This window comes from Paracoccus aurantiacus, from assembly GCF_007993065.1.
In the GTDB taxonomy this organism is placed as follows: Bacteria; Pseudomonadota; Alphaproteobacteria; order Rhodobacterales; family Rhodobacteraceae; genus Paracoccus; species Paracoccus aurantiacus.
Window position 1 is genome coordinate 164,674 of sequence record NZ_VOPL01000003.1, and the last position, 16,670, is coordinate 181,343.

The window sequence follows — 16,670 nt, forward strand, 5'->3', positions numbered from 1 at the left end:
AGCGCTCCGCCTCTCGGCCGGGCGCTTGTTTCATGCCTGCTTACGCCACGGCTTGAGAGGGAGAGAGCGACCGGAAGGGATTTGAGCCGGTGCGGTCGAGAGAGAGCGCCGTGCGGCTCGGTCCTATTCCGCTCTCCCAAGGAATCTCCGATGAACATGATCTCTGCTTCCGCGGCGGCCTCCGCCGCCGCGCCGCTTCCACTCGACCATGACGCCGAGACGGCTGCTTCCACCTTCACCGCTGCCGGTTTCCTGCTGCCGCATCTCGAACGCGGTCAGCGTGTCGATGCCGCAACCCTGCGCGGCGCCATGGAAGCGGCCTTCGGCGCTTCCGATGCCACCGGCGCCTGGAACTGGAAGACCGCCTATGATGCCTGCGAGGCGGCGACCGTCCTCTTCCTGCGCAAATACGGCGCTGCGCTTTTCCGCAGAGCCGGGTCATCGGCGGCTATCCTGCCGCAGCTCGGCAAGATCGCCGGGCTCCTGCCGACGCATACACGCCGGTCGGAGGAAGCCCAGACCTTCCAGCAGTTCTCCACCCCGATCCCGCTTGGCTTTGCGGCGGTGACGGCGGCGGCGATCACTCCTGCCGACCGGGTGCTGGAGCCCTCGGCCGGCACCGGGCTCCTCGCCATTCTGGCCGAGATCGCCGGCGGCACGCTGCTCCTCAACGAACTCGCCGAGATGCGCGCCGGCCTGCTTTCCTCTCTCTTTCCGGCCCTCTCCGTGACCCGCTTCGACGCCGCCCAGATCGACGATCACCTCGATCCCGGCCTGGTCCCGACCGTCGTGCTGATGAACCCGCCGTTCTCGGTCATGGTGAATGTCGAGGGCCGCATGGCCGATGCCGCCTTCCGCCATGTCGCCTCGGCGCTGGCGCGCCTTGCGCCCGGCGGGCGGCTTGTGACCATCACCGGGGCGAGCTTCGCCGCCGACAATCCGGCATGGACCGCCTCCTGGACCCGGCTGCAGGAGCGCGGCCGCGTCACCTTTTCCGCCGCAGTCGATGGGTCGGTCTATGCCAAGCATGGCACCACGATCCCAACCCGGCTGACCGTCATCGACAAGCTGCCCGCCGACGACCCTGCGGTGTTTCCGACAGCAATCGGAGTCGCGCCGGACGTGGCGACGCTGATGGGCTGGCTGGCGGATCAGTTGCCCGCGCGGCTGCCGGTCGATCCCGGCGTTGCCGTGCCGATCGCGCGGCCTGCCGTCCCCCGCACCGTGCGCGGCTATGTCAACCGAACGGCGAGGGCTGCGCCCGCCGCGCCGCTGGCCGAGCCGGAGGGGGTGCCGCTCGCCTATGAGACCGTCGATTGGGCACCGGCCGAAGACGGCCGCCTCTCCGATGCGATCTATGAGGAATACGGTCTCCAGACCATCCGCATCGCCGGCGCGCAGGCGCATCCGACCCAGCTCGTGCAATCGGCGTCGATGGCGAGCATCGCGCCGCCGAAGCCGAGCTACCGGCCGATGCTGCCAGCCGACATTCTCGGCAAGCTGTCCGAGGCGCAACTGGAAACCGTGATCTATGCCGGCGAGGCCCATACGGGCTTCCTCGCCGGGGCCTGGACGGTCGATGACACGCTCGACAGCCTGTCCGCCGCGCCGGAGGAGGCCGAGGGTGCCATCCGTTTCCGCCAAGGGTTCATGGTCGGCGACGGCACTGGTGTCGGCAAGGGCCGGGAATCCGCTGCCATCATCCTCGACAACTGGATGCAAGGGCGGCGTAAGGCGGTCTGGATATCGAAGTCGGACAAGCTGCTGGAGGACGCACAAAGGGACTGGAGCGCCCTCGGCATGGAGCGGCTGCTGGTCACGCCGCTGTCGCGCTTCCTACAAGGCAAGCCGATCACTCTGGGCGAAGGCGTCCTATTTTTAACCTATGCCACGCTGCGCTCCGACGACCGCGGCGAAAGGGTTTCGCGCGTCAAACAGATCGTCGAATGGTTGGGCTCCGACTTCGATGGGGTCATCATCTTCGACGAGGCGCATGCCATGGCCAACGCCGCCGGCGGCAAGGGAGAACGCGGTGATGTCGCCGCCAGCCAGCAGGGTCGCGCCGGGCTGCGCCTCCAGCATGCCCTGCCGCAGGCCCGCGTCGTCTATGTCTCGGCCACCGGCGCCACCACCGTCCACAACCTCGCCTATGCGCAGCGCCTGGGCCTCTGGGGCGGCGAGGATTTCCCGTTCTCGACCAGGGCGGAATTCGTCGAGGCGATCGAGGCCGGTGGCGTCGCGGCAATGGAGGTGCTGGCCCGCGACCTGCGCGCCCTCGGCCTCTACACCGCCCGTTCGCTGTCATTCAAAGGCGTGGAATACGAGCTGCTCGACCATGAGCTGACCCCGGAGCAGATCCGCATCTACGACAGCTACGCCGATGCCTTCGCCATCATCCACAACAACCTGGATGCCGCGATGCAGGCCGCCAACATCACCGGCGGCGACGGCGGCTCCGGCACGCTGAACCGGCAGGCCAAATCCGCCGCCCGCTCGGCCTTCGAGAGCGCCAAGCAGCGCTTTTTCGGGCACCTGCTCACGTCGATGAAAACCCCGACGCTGATCCGCTCGATCACCAGCGATCTGGAGGCGGGCCATTCCTCCGTCATCCAGATCGTTTCGACCGGCGAGGCGCTGATGGAACGGAGGCTCGCCGAGATCCCCACCGAGGAATGGGGCGACCTGAAAATGGACCTGTCGCCGCGCGAATATGTCCTCGACTACCTCGCCCATTCCTTCCCGGTCCAGCTCTACGAGCCGTTCACGGATTCGGAGGGCAACCTGTCGTCTCGCCCGGTCTATCGCGACGGCCAGCCAGTCGAAAGCCGGGAGGCCGTGGCGCGGCGCGACGAGATGATCGCAAGCCTCGCCAGCCTGCCGCCGGTCCCCGGCGCGCTCGACCAGATCATCCAGCATTTCGGCACTGACACCGTGGCCGAGGTCACTGGCCGCTCGCGCCGGATCGTTCGCAAGCGCAGCGTGACCATCGACCGGCTGGTCGTGGAGAATCGCGCCGGTTCGGCCAATCTCGCCGAGACCCAGGCGTTCATGGATGATGGCAAGCGTGTGCTGGTGTTCAGCGACGCCGGCGGCACCGGGCGCAGCTACCACGCCGAACTCTCGGCGAAGAACACCCGGCTGCGCGTCCACTATCTCCTCGAAGCGGGCTGGAAGGCCGATGCCGCCATCCAAGGGCTTGGCCGCACGCACCGCACCAATCAGGCGCAACCGCCGCTGTTCCGGCCGATCTCGACCAATGTGAAAGCCGAGAAGCGATTTCTCTCGACCATCGCCCGCCGCCTCGACACCTTGGGTGCGATCACGCGCGGCCAGCGCCAGACCGGCGGTCAGGGCCTGTTCCGCCCGGAAGACAATCTGGAGAGCCACTACGCCCGCGACGCGCTGCGCCAGCTCTATCTCCTGCTGGTGCGGGGCAAGGTCGAGGGATGCAGCTTGGAGCGGTTCGAGGCCGCAACGGGGCTGAAGCTGATGGACTCGAACGGCATCAAGGATGATTTGCCGGCGATCACCACGTTTCTCAACCGTTTGCTCGCCCTGACCATTGAGCTTCAGGGCGTGCTGTTCACCGCCTTCGAGCAGCTTCTGACCGCGCGGATTGAGGGCGCCATCGCCTCGGGCACCTATGATGCCGGACTGGAGACGCTGCGCGCCGAAAGCTTCGTGGTGGCGGACCGGCAGGTGATCTACACCCATCCGCGCACCGGGGCCGAGACCAGCCTGCTGACTATCACCGAACGCAAGCGCAACCGGCCGGTGACGCTCGACGCCGCCTTGGCCGAACTCGATGATCCGCGTGCGAAGCTGCTGATCAACGAGCGCTCGGGTCGCGCGGCGGTGCAGATCCCCAGCACGAGCGTCATGCTGGATGATGGCGAGATCGAGCGCCGCGTCCGCCTGATCCGGCCGATGGAGGCCCATAACGTCCCGGTCAGAATGATGGGCGAAACCCATTGGGTCGAGGCCGACCGGGACGTCTTCGCATCGGCTTGGGAGGCCGAGGTTGCAGAAGTGCCGGAGTTTGCCGACAGCACCCTGCATATGGTCACGGGCTTGTTGCTGCCGATCTGGAAGCGGTTGCCCAATGACTCCACCCGCGTCTATCGGCTCCAGTCTGACGCCGGCGAGCGCATCATCGGCCGGAAGGTCTCTCCAGCCTGGGCCGCGAACGCGACCAAGACCGGAACCGCATCGGTCACGCCGGATGATGCCTTTGCGGCGCTGATGGAAGGTCGGACGATCCTCGATCTCGCCGAGGGCCTTCAGCTTCGGCGGGTCCGCGTCATGGGCGCGAACCGGATCGAACTCTCCGGCTTTACCGACATGATGCGTCAGCGCCTCTCGGCCTATGGCCTCTTCCACGAAATCATCTCATGGAAGCTGCGCATGTTCGTTCCGGTCGATGGGACTGGCCCTGCCGTTCTCGGCAAGGTTCTCGACCGCTGGCCGGTCGAGCGCATCGGCGAGCGGGAGGCAGCATGATGCCCCGTCACGATGTCTCGGAACTGGCGATCCGTCTCGGTCGGGAGGCCGAGGCGGTCTGCCGCCATTATCTGTCGTCCGGCCAGCGCGCCGGACGATACTGGCTGGTCGGCGATGTGCAAAACACGCCTGGGCGATCCATGTTTGTCCGCCTCACCGGGCCTGAATCCGGCAAGGGCGCGGCGGGGAAGTGGACCGACATGGCCACTGGGGAGCATGGCGATCTGCTCGACATCATCCGGCAATCGCTTGGCCTCGTCGACTTCAAGGACGTGGCCGAGGAAGCGCGCCGTTTCCTCGCTCTCCCGCATCCCGAACCGGAGAAGACGAAGACGCCGACCGGCAGCACGTCCAGCGTGGCGTCCGGTTCGCCTGAAGCGTCTCGCCGCCTCTTCGCCATGGCGCAGCCGATCGGCGGCACGCTTGCGGAGATCTACCTGCGCGGGCGGGCGATCACCCGCCTCTCGGGCACCGCCGCGCTGCGCTACCATCCCCGGTGCTATTACAGGCCCGATGAGCATTCGCCCACCGAGATCAGGCCGGCACTCGTCGCCGCCGTCACCGATCTCTCCGGCCACCAGACCGGCGCGCATCGCACCTGGCTCGCCCCGGACGGTTCCGGCAAGGCACCTGTCGAAACACCGCGGCGGGCGATGGGCGACCTTCTCGGCCACGCAGTCCGCTTCGACACTGCCGCTGAGGTTCTCGTAGCCGGCGAGGGCATCGAGACCGTGCTGTCGCCCCGTCAGGTTCTGCCCCACATGCCGATGCTGGCGGCGCTTTCAGCCGCTCACCTCGCTGCCATCCTGTTCCCGCCGTCCCTGCGCCGGCTCTATGTCCTGCGCGATCGCGACCCGGCCGGGGACGGCGCAAGAGACAGCCTCGCCTCCAGAGCAGCGAGCTTCGGGATCGAGGCGGTCACGCTCACGCCGGTCGAGGGCGACTTCAACGATGATCTGCGACGCCGTGGCGCCGATGCCCTCAGGGCGGCCCTGAAGGATCAGCTTCATCCCGAGGACATCCGCCGTTTCATGGAGCGGTGAGGATGTAATCGTTCTCGGAGGCGCGGCCCAACTCGTCGCCTGCCGGTTTCGTTCGCTGGCCATCGGCAGGCGCATCCTTCGTCGGAGAGGCCCGCACCCACGGCCTTCTGAGAGGGCGATCGGCGCACAAACGGGCCGGGCAGGCAATGGCCGCTTTCGGACTATTTTCCGCCGGCGGGGACGAGCCCCGCCTTTGCATCGCGAAAGTCAAAATAGTCCGAACCCGGCCATCGAGGCCCTCGCGGAGTGGGCGAGGGCTGCCAACCCGTCCCGCCCGTGCGCGTCGACGCCTGCGAAGGCCGCGATGGGCGCGGTCTCCAGACAAAGGACGCTCCCGATGACGAACGAAACCTATTCCGCAGGCGACGAGCCGGTCCACACCTCCTCCCAGACCGATCACGCCCTCACCGAACTCCAGCTCTACGGCTGGCGTCCTTTCCAGGACGAACCCGATCCCAGGCCGCTGCCCGAAGGCAATACCGTCGCCAGTGCCGTCACCGACATCTTCGACGCCCTCGTCGCGACGCTCGGCGACACCCGCTTAGAGCCCGATCTCGAAGAGCTGCTCTGGGGGACGGTCAATCTCTTTCACCGCGCCGCCAGCCGGGTGGAACGCGATCTCGACGACAACGAGCAGGCGCAGCGCCGGATGCAGCGGGAACAGGACGGCAGCGAGGTGAAGTCGGTCGAACTCGAACGCCTCACGGCAGAGGGACAGACCCTCATCGAACGGCGCAACAGCATGGAACTCTTCCGCGATCTCGCCGCCGAGGCTTTCGAACACCACACCGGCAGCGCCTGGCGGCCGCGCAGCGGCTCGATGGTCAACCATCGCAACCTGACCGCCGCGATGATCGACAGCCGCGACTTCCTTGCCGCGAAACGCCGCGCCGAGACCGAGGTGATGCTGCCTGCCGGTCCCAAGGTGGCCGTGACCGGCGGCGCCGGTTTCAACGATCACCGGCTGATCTGGGGGCGGCTCGATCAGGTCCATGCCAAGCACCCGGAGATGGTCTTGCTGCACGGCGGCACCCCGAAAGGCGCGGAACTGATCGCCTCCCGCTGGGCAGACCACCGCAAGGTGCCGCAGGTCGCCTTCCGGCCCGACTGGACGAAGCACGGCAAGGCCGCACCCTTCAAGCGCAACGACGCGATGCTGGATGTGCTGCCGGTCGGCATCCTCGTCTTCCCCGGCACCGGGATTCAGGAGAATCTCGCCGACAAGGCCCGCAAGCTCGGCATCCCGGTCATGAAGTTCGACGGCGGCGCGTAAGCGCCGCCGTTCGGCGGCTTTCAGCCGCCAAACCTTGACAGGAAGCGAGGTCGAGCCTCTATTGGAGCATCCTTGTAGAACCGGCGAAGCAGAATAGTCGCAGGCGGAGCGCATCTCCCGGCAGCCTGTCGTGATCCTCAACCGTTCGCTGGAGGTTTCCATGACGTTGATCCTGCTCGCCATCTCTTTGACCATCACGGCCTGCGTGATCGCCTACAATCTCGCGATCTACGCTTTGCCCGTCATGTCGGCCATTACTGCCGCGCAATACGCGTGGGGCGCGGGAGCCGGCGTCCTGATGTCCGGTTTCGCTGCGCTCGGTGCGGCCCTGCTGTCCATCGTCTTGGTGATCGCGGTCCTGGGCTTTGCCAAGAACCCTGTTCTTCGCCTCATCGCGCTTGCCCTCTTCGCGGTGCCCGCCGTCATAGCTGGCTACGCGCTCGTCTATGGCGTCACGAAGAACGCCATAGACTCGACCCTCGCGCTCAACCTTCTGGGCGGCGTGGGCGGCCTGGTCATCGGCGTCTCGGCCATCATCAATCTGAACGCGCTCGGCGAGTCGGTGTTCTCGCGCTGAGCCGGCGCGCGCGATCCCGCAGTCTCATGGAAACCCGACGGCTGGACCACCGGGCTCCGGGCTTCCTGCTCAGAATGGGAAATCATGTCATCGCGGTCACGCTGCCGTCTTTCTCGACCTGCTTTGCCCGGCTCTGGAAGCCGGTCATCGGCGTGAATCCCGCTGACGCCGTGCAGTCGATGGCCAGCCGCATCCTTCCACTTCATTTCGTGAACACAGCCGCAATCACCTTCAAACCCTTGCCGCAATACTGCCGGACCTGACCTCGTGCCATTGATGCAGGTGATGCGATGCCGGTTCCGCGCTCCAGACCCGATAGCCCTTCTCGTCACGGGCCACACAGCCTTCCAGCGGGGCGTGAACATGACGGGGAAGTGGGTTAGATCGGGATGCCCGGTGGCATGGATACGGGTTCCAAGGGCCAGCACGCTGCTGCTACCGGCAGGGATGCCAGTTCTGCTGCGCGTCCCCGATTGGCTCTCGAAGGCACCAATCCCTCCGACTGACTGATCCCCTAAGTCCGTTCGGTTTCCACCAGCAACCCCGGCGGCTCCGGACCGTGTTGCCGCGCGAGCGCGGCTGCCCGCCCCACTCCGGGCCTTAGGGGCGAGCTGCCGCAAGGGCGGCAGTTGCGGGAGTCTCCCGACGGCCTTGGCCGGGTCTCGTCGGAGGGATGGTCCCTCCGAGGAGCAACGGAGACTTACAATGCAGAACATCGTCATCCTCGCCGGCAACATCGGTCAGGCCCCCGAAACCCGCACCACCCAGGGCGGCACCTCGATCACCCACTTCAGCCTCGCCACGTCGCGCCCCAAATACTCGGAAGGCCGCGTGGTCCGTGACGAGAAGGGCTATCGGGTTCAGGACACGGAATGGCACCGCATCACCTGCTTCAACGGCCTCGGCAAGACGGTCCAGCAGTATTGCGACACGGGCATGAAGGTTCTGGTTCGCGGCCGCATCCACTACACGAAGTGGAAGGATGCGGAGGGCAACGACCGCTACGGCTGCGAGATCATCGCCGAGACCGTCGATTTCCTGAGCCGGGCGAAGCAGACCGAGAACGACGACGGCAAGTTCATCGACGACGATGACATCCCGTTCTGAGCGGGAAGCCAGAGGCCCGGCGGCGCAAGCCGCCGGGCCTTCCATGTTTACGGTGGGTCGCGCCCGCCGGCTCAGCGCAAGATTCCCCACCGGAACGCCATGCGCCTTCGCGCCCGGCGCTCCGATTTCCTTGCCGGAGAATCGGATCATTTCCAAAAACAGGAAACCACTTTTTGGTCCGATGCTCCCCGAATGAGTAGGGGGCAAGCCGCCCCTCTCAAACTCGCCCCATGAAGGTGCAGGGCTACGCCCCGCCCCCTCCAACTCCCTACCCATGGAGGGGAGACCCCTCCAAACCTCCCCTTTGGCGTTGCGCTGAATAATGTCGCGACCCCTGGTCGGGGCCGCGGGCTCCTCTCTCTCTGACTTCGGATCATGCACCAGCCACTCCGGCGTCAAGGACTTCGCGGTCCCCCAATTTTCAGCCGACGCCCAAGAACATCGTCAGAAAATCGGCTCCACCACTCGCCGCCGCTGGCGGTCGGCTTACGCGATCCCTGACCCCTCGCGGCAACAGTGCAGGCTCCTCCCGTCAGAACGAAAGGAGAAACAAATGTCTGATCTCGATTTCCTCAATCTCTCAAGAAAGCTTGGCCGCATCAGAACCAGGGTGCGCAAGAACTACTTCAGGTGCGACACTCGCTTTTCGCAGTCCCTCCATGAAAAGCTGCTTCTTGCCCTCAACGGCCATCTCAAGACTTGCCGCGAGGGCGCAAAGGTCCAGCGGCGGCTACGGAACGAAAGCGATCCGACGGTGCGCGAGTCCCTTGAACAGACCCTCGGCGACTGCATGGGCGATCTCGAATCCGGCGGCCGGGGGTTCTATCCTTGGCATCTGCTGGATGCCGTCGATGGTGACCCGGACTTCGGCGGATACCACCACCCCGTTGCGGCCATGTGGTGCAATGGCCCGATCCCGGAATGGATGACCGTCGAGGACAAGCATCTGTCCGGCCTTGGTCCCATCCTCCGGCAGATCGCTGCCCAGACAGGTATCCGCTTCACCACCTATCTCTGCGATGCCAGCATTGGCCCCGATGGCGCGGGGCAACTCGACCCCGAGATCTACGAGCGCCCGGTCAGCAACTTCCGATACCGATACCGATAGCGAGGTGGCGGGCGGCGGAAGCCGCTCGCCACCTTTTCCCCTGTCGTAATAGCCATACCGACCGGATCGACCGCTCGGCAGGGCTTATGAAAGGGGGGCAAGCCGCCCCTCTCAAACTCACCCCATGAAGGTGCAGGGCAAAGCCCCGCCCCCTCAAACTCCCCCACCCATGGAGGGGAAACCCCTCCAAACCTCCCCTTCGGTTCCACCGAATATTGTCGCGGCCCCTAGTCGGGGCCGCGGGCTCTTCTCTCTCTGACTTCGGATCATGCACCAGCCACTCCGGCGTCAAGGACTTCACGGTCCCCCCAATTTTCAGCCGATACCCAAGGGCATCGTAAGAAAATCGGCTCCCCCGCTCGCCGCCGCTGGCGGTCGCTGCGCGATCCCTGACCCCTCGCGGCTACGGTGCCCGACCCTCCCGTCAGCGAGAGAAAGGAGCATGACATGACCGAACAAAAGATCATCCGTATCGACGGGGGCAGCGCCGAATACTGGCGCGATCGCAAGCAGGCTTTCGGGCTTATCCGCGATGCCGAGCTTGCCGCAAAGCGTCTGGCCGAGGCGCCGATGTATCTGCACGGCGGCTACGACGAGGATGGCGACGTTATCCCCATCGAAAACCTCGGTCCCCACGACGATATGGAGGACGCGATCTGGGCCATCGAGGCCGATCCGACTGCGGTGAGCATCCTCGTTGCGCAGGGGCGCACGAGCATCGGCGGTCACGAGATCGGGGCTGTGGTTCGCGGTTTCGAACCGGACTACGGGCACATCGAGGACCCGGAGAGCAATCCGCTCTGGGGACCGGATACCGACTGACCCTTCGACGAGAGGCGGCGAAAGCCGCCTCTCGTCTTTGCTTCGTCGTCAAAGCCCTGCCGGCCGGATCGACCGGCCCGCAGGGCTGATGAAAGGGGCACGCCCCTCTCAACGCTCTCCCATGAAGGAAGGGGCAAGCCCCCTCCTTCAAACATCCTCCCCAAGGGAAGGGCTGAAGCCCCTCCCTTGAACCCTCCCATGGGAAGGAGGCGACGGTTCCCTCGCCCTCCTTCCCAAACCCATCCTCCTCTCCCTGGGCCAGGCCATTCTGGCCGCGCCGATACGCTGTCGTATGTCCGACCGAATCAGATGGCTGCCTATCCCGCCACTGCGAGGTTGATCACGACGATTCCAGCCGAATTTCGAGTGGAATTTGAAGGCAGAGCGACTATTATAGTCGTAGTTCTGGAGTGCGTGCAGGTCTCGGTGGGAGGTGATCATGTATGATCACCGCTCGCCAATCACGGGCCGCACGCGCGTTGCTGGGTTGGACACAGGAGACGCTCGCTGACAAGGCCCAGGTCGCATTGACCGCACTCAAACGCCTCGAATCCCAAAATGGGCTTGAGGTGTTCGAGACGACTCGCGATCAGGTTCGCCGCGCTCTCGAAGCGGCCGGCATCGTTTTCCTGTCAACGGATAAGGGCGAAGGCGTCTTGCTCCTGCACGAGCGGAGCCCGACGCCGGGTTAGCGTCGTGGCCTGCGCATTGACCCGTTGCCCATAAAAAGAATGGCTATCTCCCGCCGGAGATGGTTAACAAATACGTTATCCGATCGTGAGCGACTGATGGGACAAGCGACACAGACATTTCTTGACGAACCACCGTCCAGCCAAACGCTGACACCATATGATCGAGAACACATGAAGCTCTATATGCGCCTGCTCGACGCAGCGCGCGATGGCGCCGACTGGCGCGAAGCGGTTCGAATCCTCTTCAATCTCGATCCAGAGCGTGATCCCGAGCGTAGCCGCCGCGTTCATGACGCGCATCTCGCACGAGCGCGTTGGATGACCGAGCGCGGCTATCGCGAACTGGTCCGCGAAAGTCAGCACCGAACATCATAGCGATGCGCGGGACGCATCACCTGTTGATCCCGACCCAGCTTCCTCAATTCAACCCGAACGGGAATCGTAGAGTCTCTCCAACTTCCTGAGCTGTGACGTGGGAGGCTCCGATGACACCCAACGCATCTACCTGGCGTTCTTCGGCAGACTACGAGCATCTGGATGTGCTGACGCCATCCGATCTGGCTTGGGAGTGGCTCCGCCGCAACGATGCCTATGACGCTGATTTTGAGGCATCGGCCTCTGGCCAGGGAGATCCCGAACCGCTGACCGAACGAATCCGGCAGCGGTGGGGACTCCGATTTCCCCGTCGATCCGCTGGCTGCGCCACCTGACGCCAAGGTATTATGGCTTCCGCAGGAGGACACGAGCGTCGTCATACTGGCGAACGCGCCATCGGAATTTGACGAGCAAATCGGTCTCGCAGCTACCGTGATCTGGCGCGCCCATCCTCGCTCGCAACCTACGGATGAGGACTACCGGCTCGATATTGGCAACGGACAGCATCTGCAGATCCTCGACTGCACGGCCGGCGACGACAGGATCGCCGTCGCCATCGTTCCGCTCGGCCTGGACGGCTTCGACCGGATCGAAGCCGTCCGCCGCTTCCTCTCCGCCCTACATGGCCGCGCCATTCCTCCCGATACGCGGCTGACCCGGCAGCAGCGCATACGCCTGCGACGGATGCTTCGCGCCTTTGACGGACACAGGGCGGGCGCCACACAGCAGGAAATCGCGCAAGTCATCCTGAAGATCGGGCCGCTCGACCGCGATGAATGGCAGGCGTCTTCGGCCCGCCACACGATCAAGGCGCTTCTGCGCGACGCCCATTCCATGGTCGCGGGCGGCTATCGAAAACTCCTGCGTCATCGTCGCCAACGCTAGCGTAGTTCGACGCCTGGGCTGGTGGGCGATTTCGATACCCATCAACTTCGCCCTGCAACTCGCCGGCCTCCCTCCGCCACCGTGGTCGTTGTCCCGCCGCTGACTCGCAGTGGCCGTTCCCAACAGCCCGGAGGCCCGATCATGCCACATGAACCCGTCGTTTTGCCGCCGCGCTTCCTGCGCACCAAGGAGGCTGCGGATTTTCTCAGCCTTTCGGCCCGGACGCTCGAAAAACACCGCACCTACGGGACCGGCCCTGCCTATCGCAAGCTCGGCGGCCGGGTTGTCTATGCCATCGACGATCTCGAAGCCTGGACCGAGCGCGGTGCGGTAACCTCCACCTCCGATCCCCGTGGCTCCGTGCTGCCCGCCAAGCGCCACGCCCTTCCGACCGGCCCGCAGGTCGGGCGCTCCGCCCGCTGATCGCACCCAGTTCCCTTCATGGTGGCGCGACGTCGATCCCTTTCCGAGCGCGGGCAGCTCGACCTGTTCAGGGCGCTCCCCGGCGACTTCGCGCCACGAGACGCGCAGGATCTCATGGCCTATCCCTTCTTCTCCCTCGGCAAGTCAAAACGTGTCGCGCCCATCGACTTCGCCGCCGGCAATGTGACGATCCGGGTCGAGGCGGTCCCCGATCATGGCATGGCGACGATCTGGGATGCGGACATCCTGATCTGGGCCGCCAGCCAGATCGTCGAAGCCCGTGATACCGGGCTTCGGACGTCCCGGCTGATGGCCGCCACGCCTTACGAAATCCTCACCTATGTCGGGCGCGGCACGTCGCTGCGCGACTACCAGCGCCTGAAGGCCGCACTCGACCGGCTGCAATCGACCACCATTTCCACCTCGATCCGGCAACCAGCTGAAGGCCGCCGGCATCGCTTCTCCTGGATCAACGAATGGCAGGAGCGCACCGACCGCAACGGCCGCCCCGATGGTATCGAGATGATCGTGCCGGACTGGTTCTATCAGGCCGTCCTCGACGACGCGCTCGTGCTGACCATCGACCGGACCTATTTCGACCTGACCGGCGGACTCGACCGATGGCTCTACCGCCTAGTGCGTAAGCACGGCGGCCGCCAGCGTGAGGGTTGGCGCTTCGACTTCCGCCACCTCCATCAGAAGTCCGGCAGCATGTCGCCATTCAAACGCTTCGCTTTTGAGTTGCGCGACATCATCCGACGCCAGCCCTTGCCGGGCTACCGGCTCTTTCTGGAAGCCGAGATCGGCGGGCGCATGCTGCTCGCCTTCGAGCCGACACCGGCCTGTGGAAAACCTGTGAATGGCCTCGTGCTATCGGGAACCCGGACTATCGTGCTATCGGGAACCCAAGGCTCGTGCTATCGGGAACCGAAATCGGGCTTAACGCCCGAAGACCACTCGCAAAATCGCGCCCTTAACTTAGAGTCTAACAAAGACTCTAACCTTGAAGAGCGCGTGCGCGATGTGGAAAACCTCATCCGCGACACCGCCAGAAGCCTCAGCAGAGCCGCTAGGAACGGCGCATCTGCCACGCCACGCGCTTCCCAGCCGGCCCCTCAGCCCGGCGGAACCGAGGCTTCCGAAGGTTCCGACACACCCCGCCTTCCTCTCGACTTGCCGGGAGGCGGCCAATGATCATCGCACTCCTCAACCAGAAGGGCGGTGTCGGCAAGACCACGCTGGCGCTGCATCTCGCCGGAGAACTGGCGCAGGGCGGAAAGCGCGTCACACTTCTCGATGCCGACCCGCAGGGTTCGGCGCTCGACTGGTCACAGCAACGCGCACGCGAGGGCCTGCCTCGACTGTTCGGCACCGTCGGCCTCGCACGGGACACACTGCACCGCGAGGCACCGGAGATCGCCCGCGATGTCGATCACGTCGTCATCGACGGACCGCCGCGTGTCGCCAGCCTCATGCGCTCCGCGCTCCTCGCCGCCGACCTGGTGCTGATCCCGGTGCAGCCGTCGCCCCTCGATGGCTGGGCCTCGGCCGAAATGCTGGCCCTCCTCGCAGAGGCCCGCATCTATCGGCCCCAACTCGTCGCCCGCTTCGCGCTCAACCGCTGCGGCGCGCGCACCGTCATCGCCCGCGAAACGGCCGAAAGCCTTGCAGATCACGACCCGCCCGTCCTTGCCACCACTGTCGGGCAGCGCGTCGTCTTCGCCGACGCTGCACAGTCAGGTCGTCTCGCAGGCGAGATCGACCGCCAATCTCCTGCCGCGCGTGAAGTCGCAGCGCTCACCGATGAGATTGCGCGGCTGGGCATCGGGAGGGTCGGCCAATGACCATCCTGACCGGCGACTGCCGCGAAGAAATGCCCTGGCACGCTCCCTACGACATGATCCTCGCCGATCCGCCCTATGGCGACACCTCGCTCGCCTGGGACCGGCGCGTCGAGGGCTGGGTCGCGCTGGCGCGCGCCGCCCTCAAGCCGACCGGCTCGCTCTGGGTTTTCGGTTCACTTCGTTCCTTCATGGCGACCGCCGACCACTTCGCCAATGCGGGTCTGCGCATCGCGCAGGAGGTGATCTGGGAGAAGCAGAACGGCACCGGCTTTCACAATGATCGCTTCAAGCGGGTGCATGAGCTGGCCGTCCAGTTCTATCCGGCAGAGACCGCCTGGCGCGACATCTACAACGACGTCCAGACCACGCCCGACGCAACGGCCCGCACGGTGCGGCGCAAGCAGCGTCCACCCCATACCGGCCAGATCGACGCCGGCCATTACATTAGCCATGACGGCGGACCGCGCCTCATGCGCTCGGTCATCTACCTGCGCAACTGCCACGGCCGCGCCATCCATCCGACCGAGAAACCGTCGGCGCTCCTGGAAATCCTGATCCGCACGAGCTGCCCGGAAGGCGGACTTGTCGGTGACTGGTTCGCCGGTTCCGGCGCAGCCGGGGAAGCCTGTCGGCTTTCCGGCCGGAGCTATCTCGGCTGCGAGATCGACGCCGACATGGCCGATCTCGCCCGCGCCCGCATCGCCACCGTGCTGCCGTTCCATGACGGAGCCCCGTCATGACGGCCGGCACGGACAAGCGCGGCTTCGCTACGCGCCCAGCCGATCCCGATGGCTGGATCAAGGCTGGCGATGGACGGCCAGCGCGCGATGGCGCCGCAGCCGCCCATTCCGCCCGGCTGACGATCGACATCACGCCCGAGCTTCGCGGGCGGATCAAGATCGCCGCGTTCGGGCGCGGCACCACCGTCGCGGACATGCTGCGTGACCTGCTTGCGCGCGAGTTTCCCGACACAGCGGGAGACCGCCCATGATCGGTATCGATGCCCATGATGGCGATCTGACCCGCGTGGAACTGACCTGGGTGGAGGGCAGGACCGAATACTGGATCAGGTTCGGCCATGAGGCGGGAACGCAGATCCTCGACCGCAACCGGCGCGTCGTTTCTTTCGGTCCTGGTTCGGTGTTCGCGTTCGTCCGCTGGGCGGCGAACGACCACGGCACGATCATTTCGCGCCTCGACATCCTGCGCGCGGTTGCGCCGGGCGAATCCTATCAGACGCTGCCCTTCGTCCGTCCGGGCGGCGAAATCCTGCTGAAGATCGAAGGCTGGCCGAAGGTTGAGGCCGTCCTTCGCCATGTCGACGGGATCGAGGCCATTGGCGTCGATCCCGCCCAGGTCGATCCCGATCACTGGCGGCATGTCGCCCACTGGATGAACGCAGGCGAAGCGCCGCGTCCTTACACCGCCGAGCGCCATCAGGCATGGCTCCGGCGCCGGGAGATTGCCCCATGACGCGCTTTCGCTATGTCATGGTGACGGCGGCGGCCACGCTGGGGATCGCCATCGCCGGATTCGTTCCGACCGCGCCAAGGCTGCTCTGGAACGCATCGGCCAGCGTGCCGATCGGGTTCTACACCGTCGCGCCCGCTGATCGGATCGAGATGCCCGATCTGGTCGCCGTCATGCCACCTGAGCCGTTCGCGTCCTACATGGTGGACCGCGGCTACGTCGCGCGCGACGTGCCGCTTCTGAAGCGCGTGATCGGCCTGCCCGGACAGCGCGTCTGCCGCGCCGGCCGCGCCATCGCCGTCGATGGTGTTCCGCTCGGCGAAGCACGCGACCGCGACAGCCTCGGCCGAGACCTGCCGGTCTGGCAGGGCTGCCGCGTCATCGCCGAGGGCGAAGTCTTCCTGATGAACCCGGACGTCGGCGACAGCCTCGACGGCCGCTATTTCGGCCCGTTCCCCGCCTCGGCGGTGATCGGCCGCGCGATCCCGCTTTTCACCGACGAAGACGGCGATGGCCGCTTTGTCTGGCGCGCGCCGATGCGGTGACGGCGC

The 16,670-nt window shown here is 65.6% G+C and carries 19 protein-coding genes; all 19 read left to right on the forward strand.

Translation table 11 applies throughout. The annotated features are described in order from the left end of the window. Positions 1-150: 150 nt before the first annotated feature. The 19 genes from FQV27_RS09160 (at position 151) to FQV27_RS09250 (ending at position 16,664) form a co-directional block, all read left to right on the forward strand. Positions 151-4,500: a strawberry notch family protein gene (locus FQV27_RS09160; RefSeq protein ID WP_080620481.1), complete on the forward strand. Its 4,350-nt coding sequence runs from the start codon at positions 151-153 to the stop codon at positions 4,498-4,500. Beyond that, a complete protein-coding gene (locus FQV27_RS09165) occupies positions 4,500-5,543 on the forward strand; it encodes a DUF7146 domain-containing protein (RefSeq protein WP_080620482.1) in 1,044 nt (347 codons plus the stop codon). Before FQV27_RS09160 ends, FQV27_RS09165 begins: the two co-directional genes overlap by 1 nt. 337 nt (positions 5,544-5,880) lie before the next feature. Further along, positions 5,881-6,816: a DUF2493 domain-containing protein gene (locus tag FQV27_RS09170; protein ID WP_080620483.1), complete on the forward strand. Its 936-nt coding sequence runs from the start codon at positions 5,881-5,883 to the stop codon at positions 6,814-6,816. Positions 6,817-6,976: 160 nt separating this feature from the next. Beyond that, the gene (locus FQV27_RS09175; RefSeq protein ID WP_080622747.1) at positions 6,977-7,393 is read left to right on the forward strand and encodes a hypothetical protein; all 417 of its coding nucleotides are present in this window, start codon (positions 6,977-6,979) and stop codon (positions 7,391-7,393) included. Between the two features lie 26 nt (positions 7,394-7,419). Continuing rightward, the gene (locus FQV27_RS09180; RefSeq protein WP_147097742.1) at positions 7,420-7,656 is read left to right on the forward strand and encodes a hypothetical protein; all 237 of its coding nucleotides are present in this window, start codon (positions 7,420-7,422) and stop codon (positions 7,654-7,656) included. A gap of 442 nt (positions 7,657-8,098) precedes the next feature. After that, positions 8,099-8,500, forward strand: a complete 402-nt coding sequence (locus FQV27_RS09185; protein ID WP_080620484.1) for a single-stranded DNA-binding protein — start codon at positions 8,099-8,101, stop codon at positions 8,498-8,500. Positions 8,501-9,053: 553 nt separating this feature from the next. Beyond that, positions 9,054-9,608, forward strand: coding sequence for a hypothetical protein (locus FQV27_RS09190; RefSeq protein ID WP_080620485.1), 555 nt, complete (start codon positions 9,054-9,056; stop codon positions 9,606-9,608). A 447-nt stretch (positions 9,609-10,055) separates the two neighbouring features. After that, positions 10,056-10,430, forward strand: a complete 375-nt coding sequence (locus FQV27_RS09195) for a hypothetical protein (RefSeq protein WP_080620486.1) — start codon at positions 10,056-10,058, stop codon at positions 10,428-10,430. 443 nt (positions 10,431-10,873) lie between these two features. Next, the gene (locus FQV27_RS09200; protein ID WP_080620487.1) at positions 10,874-11,122 is read left to right on the forward strand and encodes a helix-turn-helix domain-containing protein; all 249 of its coding nucleotides are present in this window, start codon (positions 10,874-10,876) and stop codon (positions 11,120-11,122) included. 96 nt (positions 11,123-11,218) lie between these two features. Continuing rightward, positions 11,219-11,497 carry a DNA -binding domain-containing protein gene (locus FQV27_RS09205; protein WP_080620488.1) on the forward strand — a complete coding sequence of 93 codons (279 nt, stop codon included), beginning with the start codon at positions 11,219-11,221 and terminating at the stop codon, positions 11,495-11,497. A gap of 110 nt (positions 11,498-11,607) precedes the next feature. Further along, positions 11,608-11,832: a transcriptional regulator domain-containing protein gene (locus tag FQV27_RS09210; protein ID WP_080620489.1), complete on the forward strand. Its 225-nt coding sequence runs from the start codon at positions 11,608-11,610 to the stop codon at positions 11,830-11,832. Positions 11,833-11,929: 97 nt separating this feature from the next. Continuing rightward, entirely contained in the window at positions 11,930-12,382 is a 453-nt protein-coding gene (locus FQV27_RS09215) for a DUF2285 domain-containing protein (RefSeq protein WP_226341155.1), read from the forward strand. Between the two features lie 141 nt (positions 12,383-12,523). Further along, the gene (locus tag FQV27_RS09220) at positions 12,524-12,805 is read left to right on the forward strand and encodes a helix-turn-helix transcriptional regulator (protein WP_080620491.1); all 282 of its coding nucleotides are present in this window, start codon (positions 12,524-12,526) and stop codon (positions 12,803-12,805) included. A 114-nt stretch (positions 12,806-12,919) separates the two neighbouring features. Beyond that, entirely contained in the window at positions 12,920-13,999 is a 1,080-nt protein-coding gene (locus FQV27_RS09225; RefSeq protein ID WP_230382923.1) for a replication initiator protein A, read from the forward strand. Further along, on the forward strand, positions 13,996-14,649 hold the full coding sequence (parA, locus tag FQV27_RS09230; RefSeq protein ID WP_080620493.1) for a ParA family partition ATPase: 654 nt from the start codon (positions 13,996-13,998) through the stop codon (positions 14,647-14,649). Before FQV27_RS09225 ends, parA begins: the two co-directional genes overlap by 4 nt. Continuing rightward, positions 14,646-15,389 (forward strand): DNA-methyltransferase, encoded by a 744-nt coding sequence (locus FQV27_RS09235; RefSeq protein ID WP_080620494.1) that lies wholly within the window; start codon positions 14,646-14,648, stop codon positions 15,387-15,389. The genes parA and FQV27_RS09235 overlap by 4 nt, the downstream gene beginning before the upstream one ends. Next, positions 15,386-15,640, forward strand: a complete 255-nt coding sequence (locus FQV27_RS09240; protein ID WP_080620495.1) for a ribbon-helix-helix protein — start codon at positions 15,386-15,388, stop codon at positions 15,638-15,640. Before FQV27_RS09235 ends, FQV27_RS09240 begins: the two co-directional genes overlap by 4 nt. Further along, positions 15,637-16,122 carry a DUF2840 domain-containing protein gene (locus FQV27_RS09245; protein ID WP_080620496.1) on the forward strand — a complete coding sequence of 162 codons (486 nt, stop codon included), beginning with the start codon at positions 15,637-15,639 and terminating at the stop codon, positions 16,120-16,122. Before FQV27_RS09240 ends, FQV27_RS09245 begins: the two co-directional genes overlap by 4 nt. Further along, on the forward strand, positions 16,119-16,664 hold the full coding sequence (locus tag FQV27_RS09250; protein ID WP_080620497.1) for a S26 family signal peptidase: 546 nt from the start codon (positions 16,119-16,121) through the stop codon (positions 16,662-16,664). Before FQV27_RS09245 ends, FQV27_RS09250 begins: the two co-directional genes overlap by 4 nt. Positions 16,665-16,670: the final 6 nt, after the last annotated feature.

What these genes read in the sequence shown, in the direction of transcription:
- FQV27_RS09160 (WP_080620481.1), top strand. Translation starts at nt 151, where the DNA reads ATGAACATGATCTCTGCTTCCGCGGCGGCCTCCGCCGCCGCGCCGCTT.
- FQV27_RS09165 (WP_080620482.1), top strand. Translation starts at nt 4,500, where the DNA reads ATGCCCCGTCACGATGTCTCGGAACTGGCGATCCGTCTCGGTCGGGAG.
- FQV27_RS09170 (WP_080620483.1), top strand. Translation starts at nt 5,881, where the DNA reads ATGACGAACGAAACCTATTCCGCAGGCGACGAGCCGGTCCACACCTCC.
- FQV27_RS09175 (WP_080622747.1), top strand. Translation starts at nt 6,977, where the DNA reads ATGACGTTGATCCTGCTCGCCATCTCTTTGACCATCACGGCCTGCGTG.
- FQV27_RS09180 (WP_147097742.1), top strand. Translation starts at nt 7,420, where the DNA reads ATGGAAACCCGACGGCTGGACCACCGGGCTCCGGGCTTCCTGCTCAGA.
- FQV27_RS09185 (WP_080620484.1), top strand. Translation starts at nt 8,099, where the DNA reads ATGCAGAACATCGTCATCCTCGCCGGCAACATCGGTCAGGCCCCCGAA.
- FQV27_RS09190 (WP_080620485.1), top strand. Translation starts at nt 9,054, where the DNA reads ATGTCTGATCTCGATTTCCTCAATCTCTCAAGAAAGCTTGGCCGCATC.
- FQV27_RS09195 (WP_080620486.1), top strand. Translation starts at nt 10,056, where the DNA reads ATGACCGAACAAAAGATCATCCGTATCGACGGGGGCAGCGCCGAATAC.
- FQV27_RS09200 (WP_080620487.1), top strand. Translation starts at nt 10,874, where the DNA reads ATGATCACCGCTCGCCAATCACGGGCCGCACGCGCGTTGCTGGGTTGG.
- FQV27_RS09205 (WP_080620488.1), top strand. Translation starts at nt 11,219, where the DNA reads ATGGGACAAGCGACACAGACATTTCTTGACGAACCACCGTCCAGCCAA.
- FQV27_RS09210 (WP_080620489.1), top strand. Translation starts at nt 11,608, where the DNA reads ATGACACCCAACGCATCTACCTGGCGTTCTTCGGCAGACTACGAGCAT.
- FQV27_RS09220 (WP_080620491.1), top strand. Translation starts at nt 12,524, where the DNA reads ATGCCACATGAACCCGTCGTTTTGCCGCCGCGCTTCCTGCGCACCAAG.
- FQV27_RS09225 (WP_230382923.1), top strand. Translation starts at nt 12,920, where the DNA reads ATGGCCTATCCCTTCTTCTCCCTCGGCAAGTCAAAACGTGTCGCGCCC.
- parA (WP_080620493.1), top strand. Translation starts at nt 13,996, where the DNA reads ATGATCATCGCACTCCTCAACCAGAAGGGCGGTGTCGGCAAGACCACG.
- FQV27_RS09235 (WP_080620494.1), top strand. Translation starts at nt 14,646, where the DNA reads ATGACCATCCTGACCGGCGACTGCCGCGAAGAAATGCCCTGGCACGCT.
- FQV27_RS09240 (WP_080620495.1), top strand. Translation starts at nt 15,386, where the DNA reads ATGACGGCCGGCACGGACAAGCGCGGCTTCGCTACGCGCCCAGCCGAT.
- FQV27_RS09245 (WP_080620496.1), top strand. Translation starts at nt 15,637, where the DNA reads ATGATCGGTATCGATGCCCATGATGGCGATCTGACCCGCGTGGAACTG.
- FQV27_RS09250 (WP_080620497.1), top strand. Translation starts at nt 16,119, where the DNA reads ATGACGCGCTTTCGCTATGTCATGGTGACGGCGGCGGCCACGCTGGGG.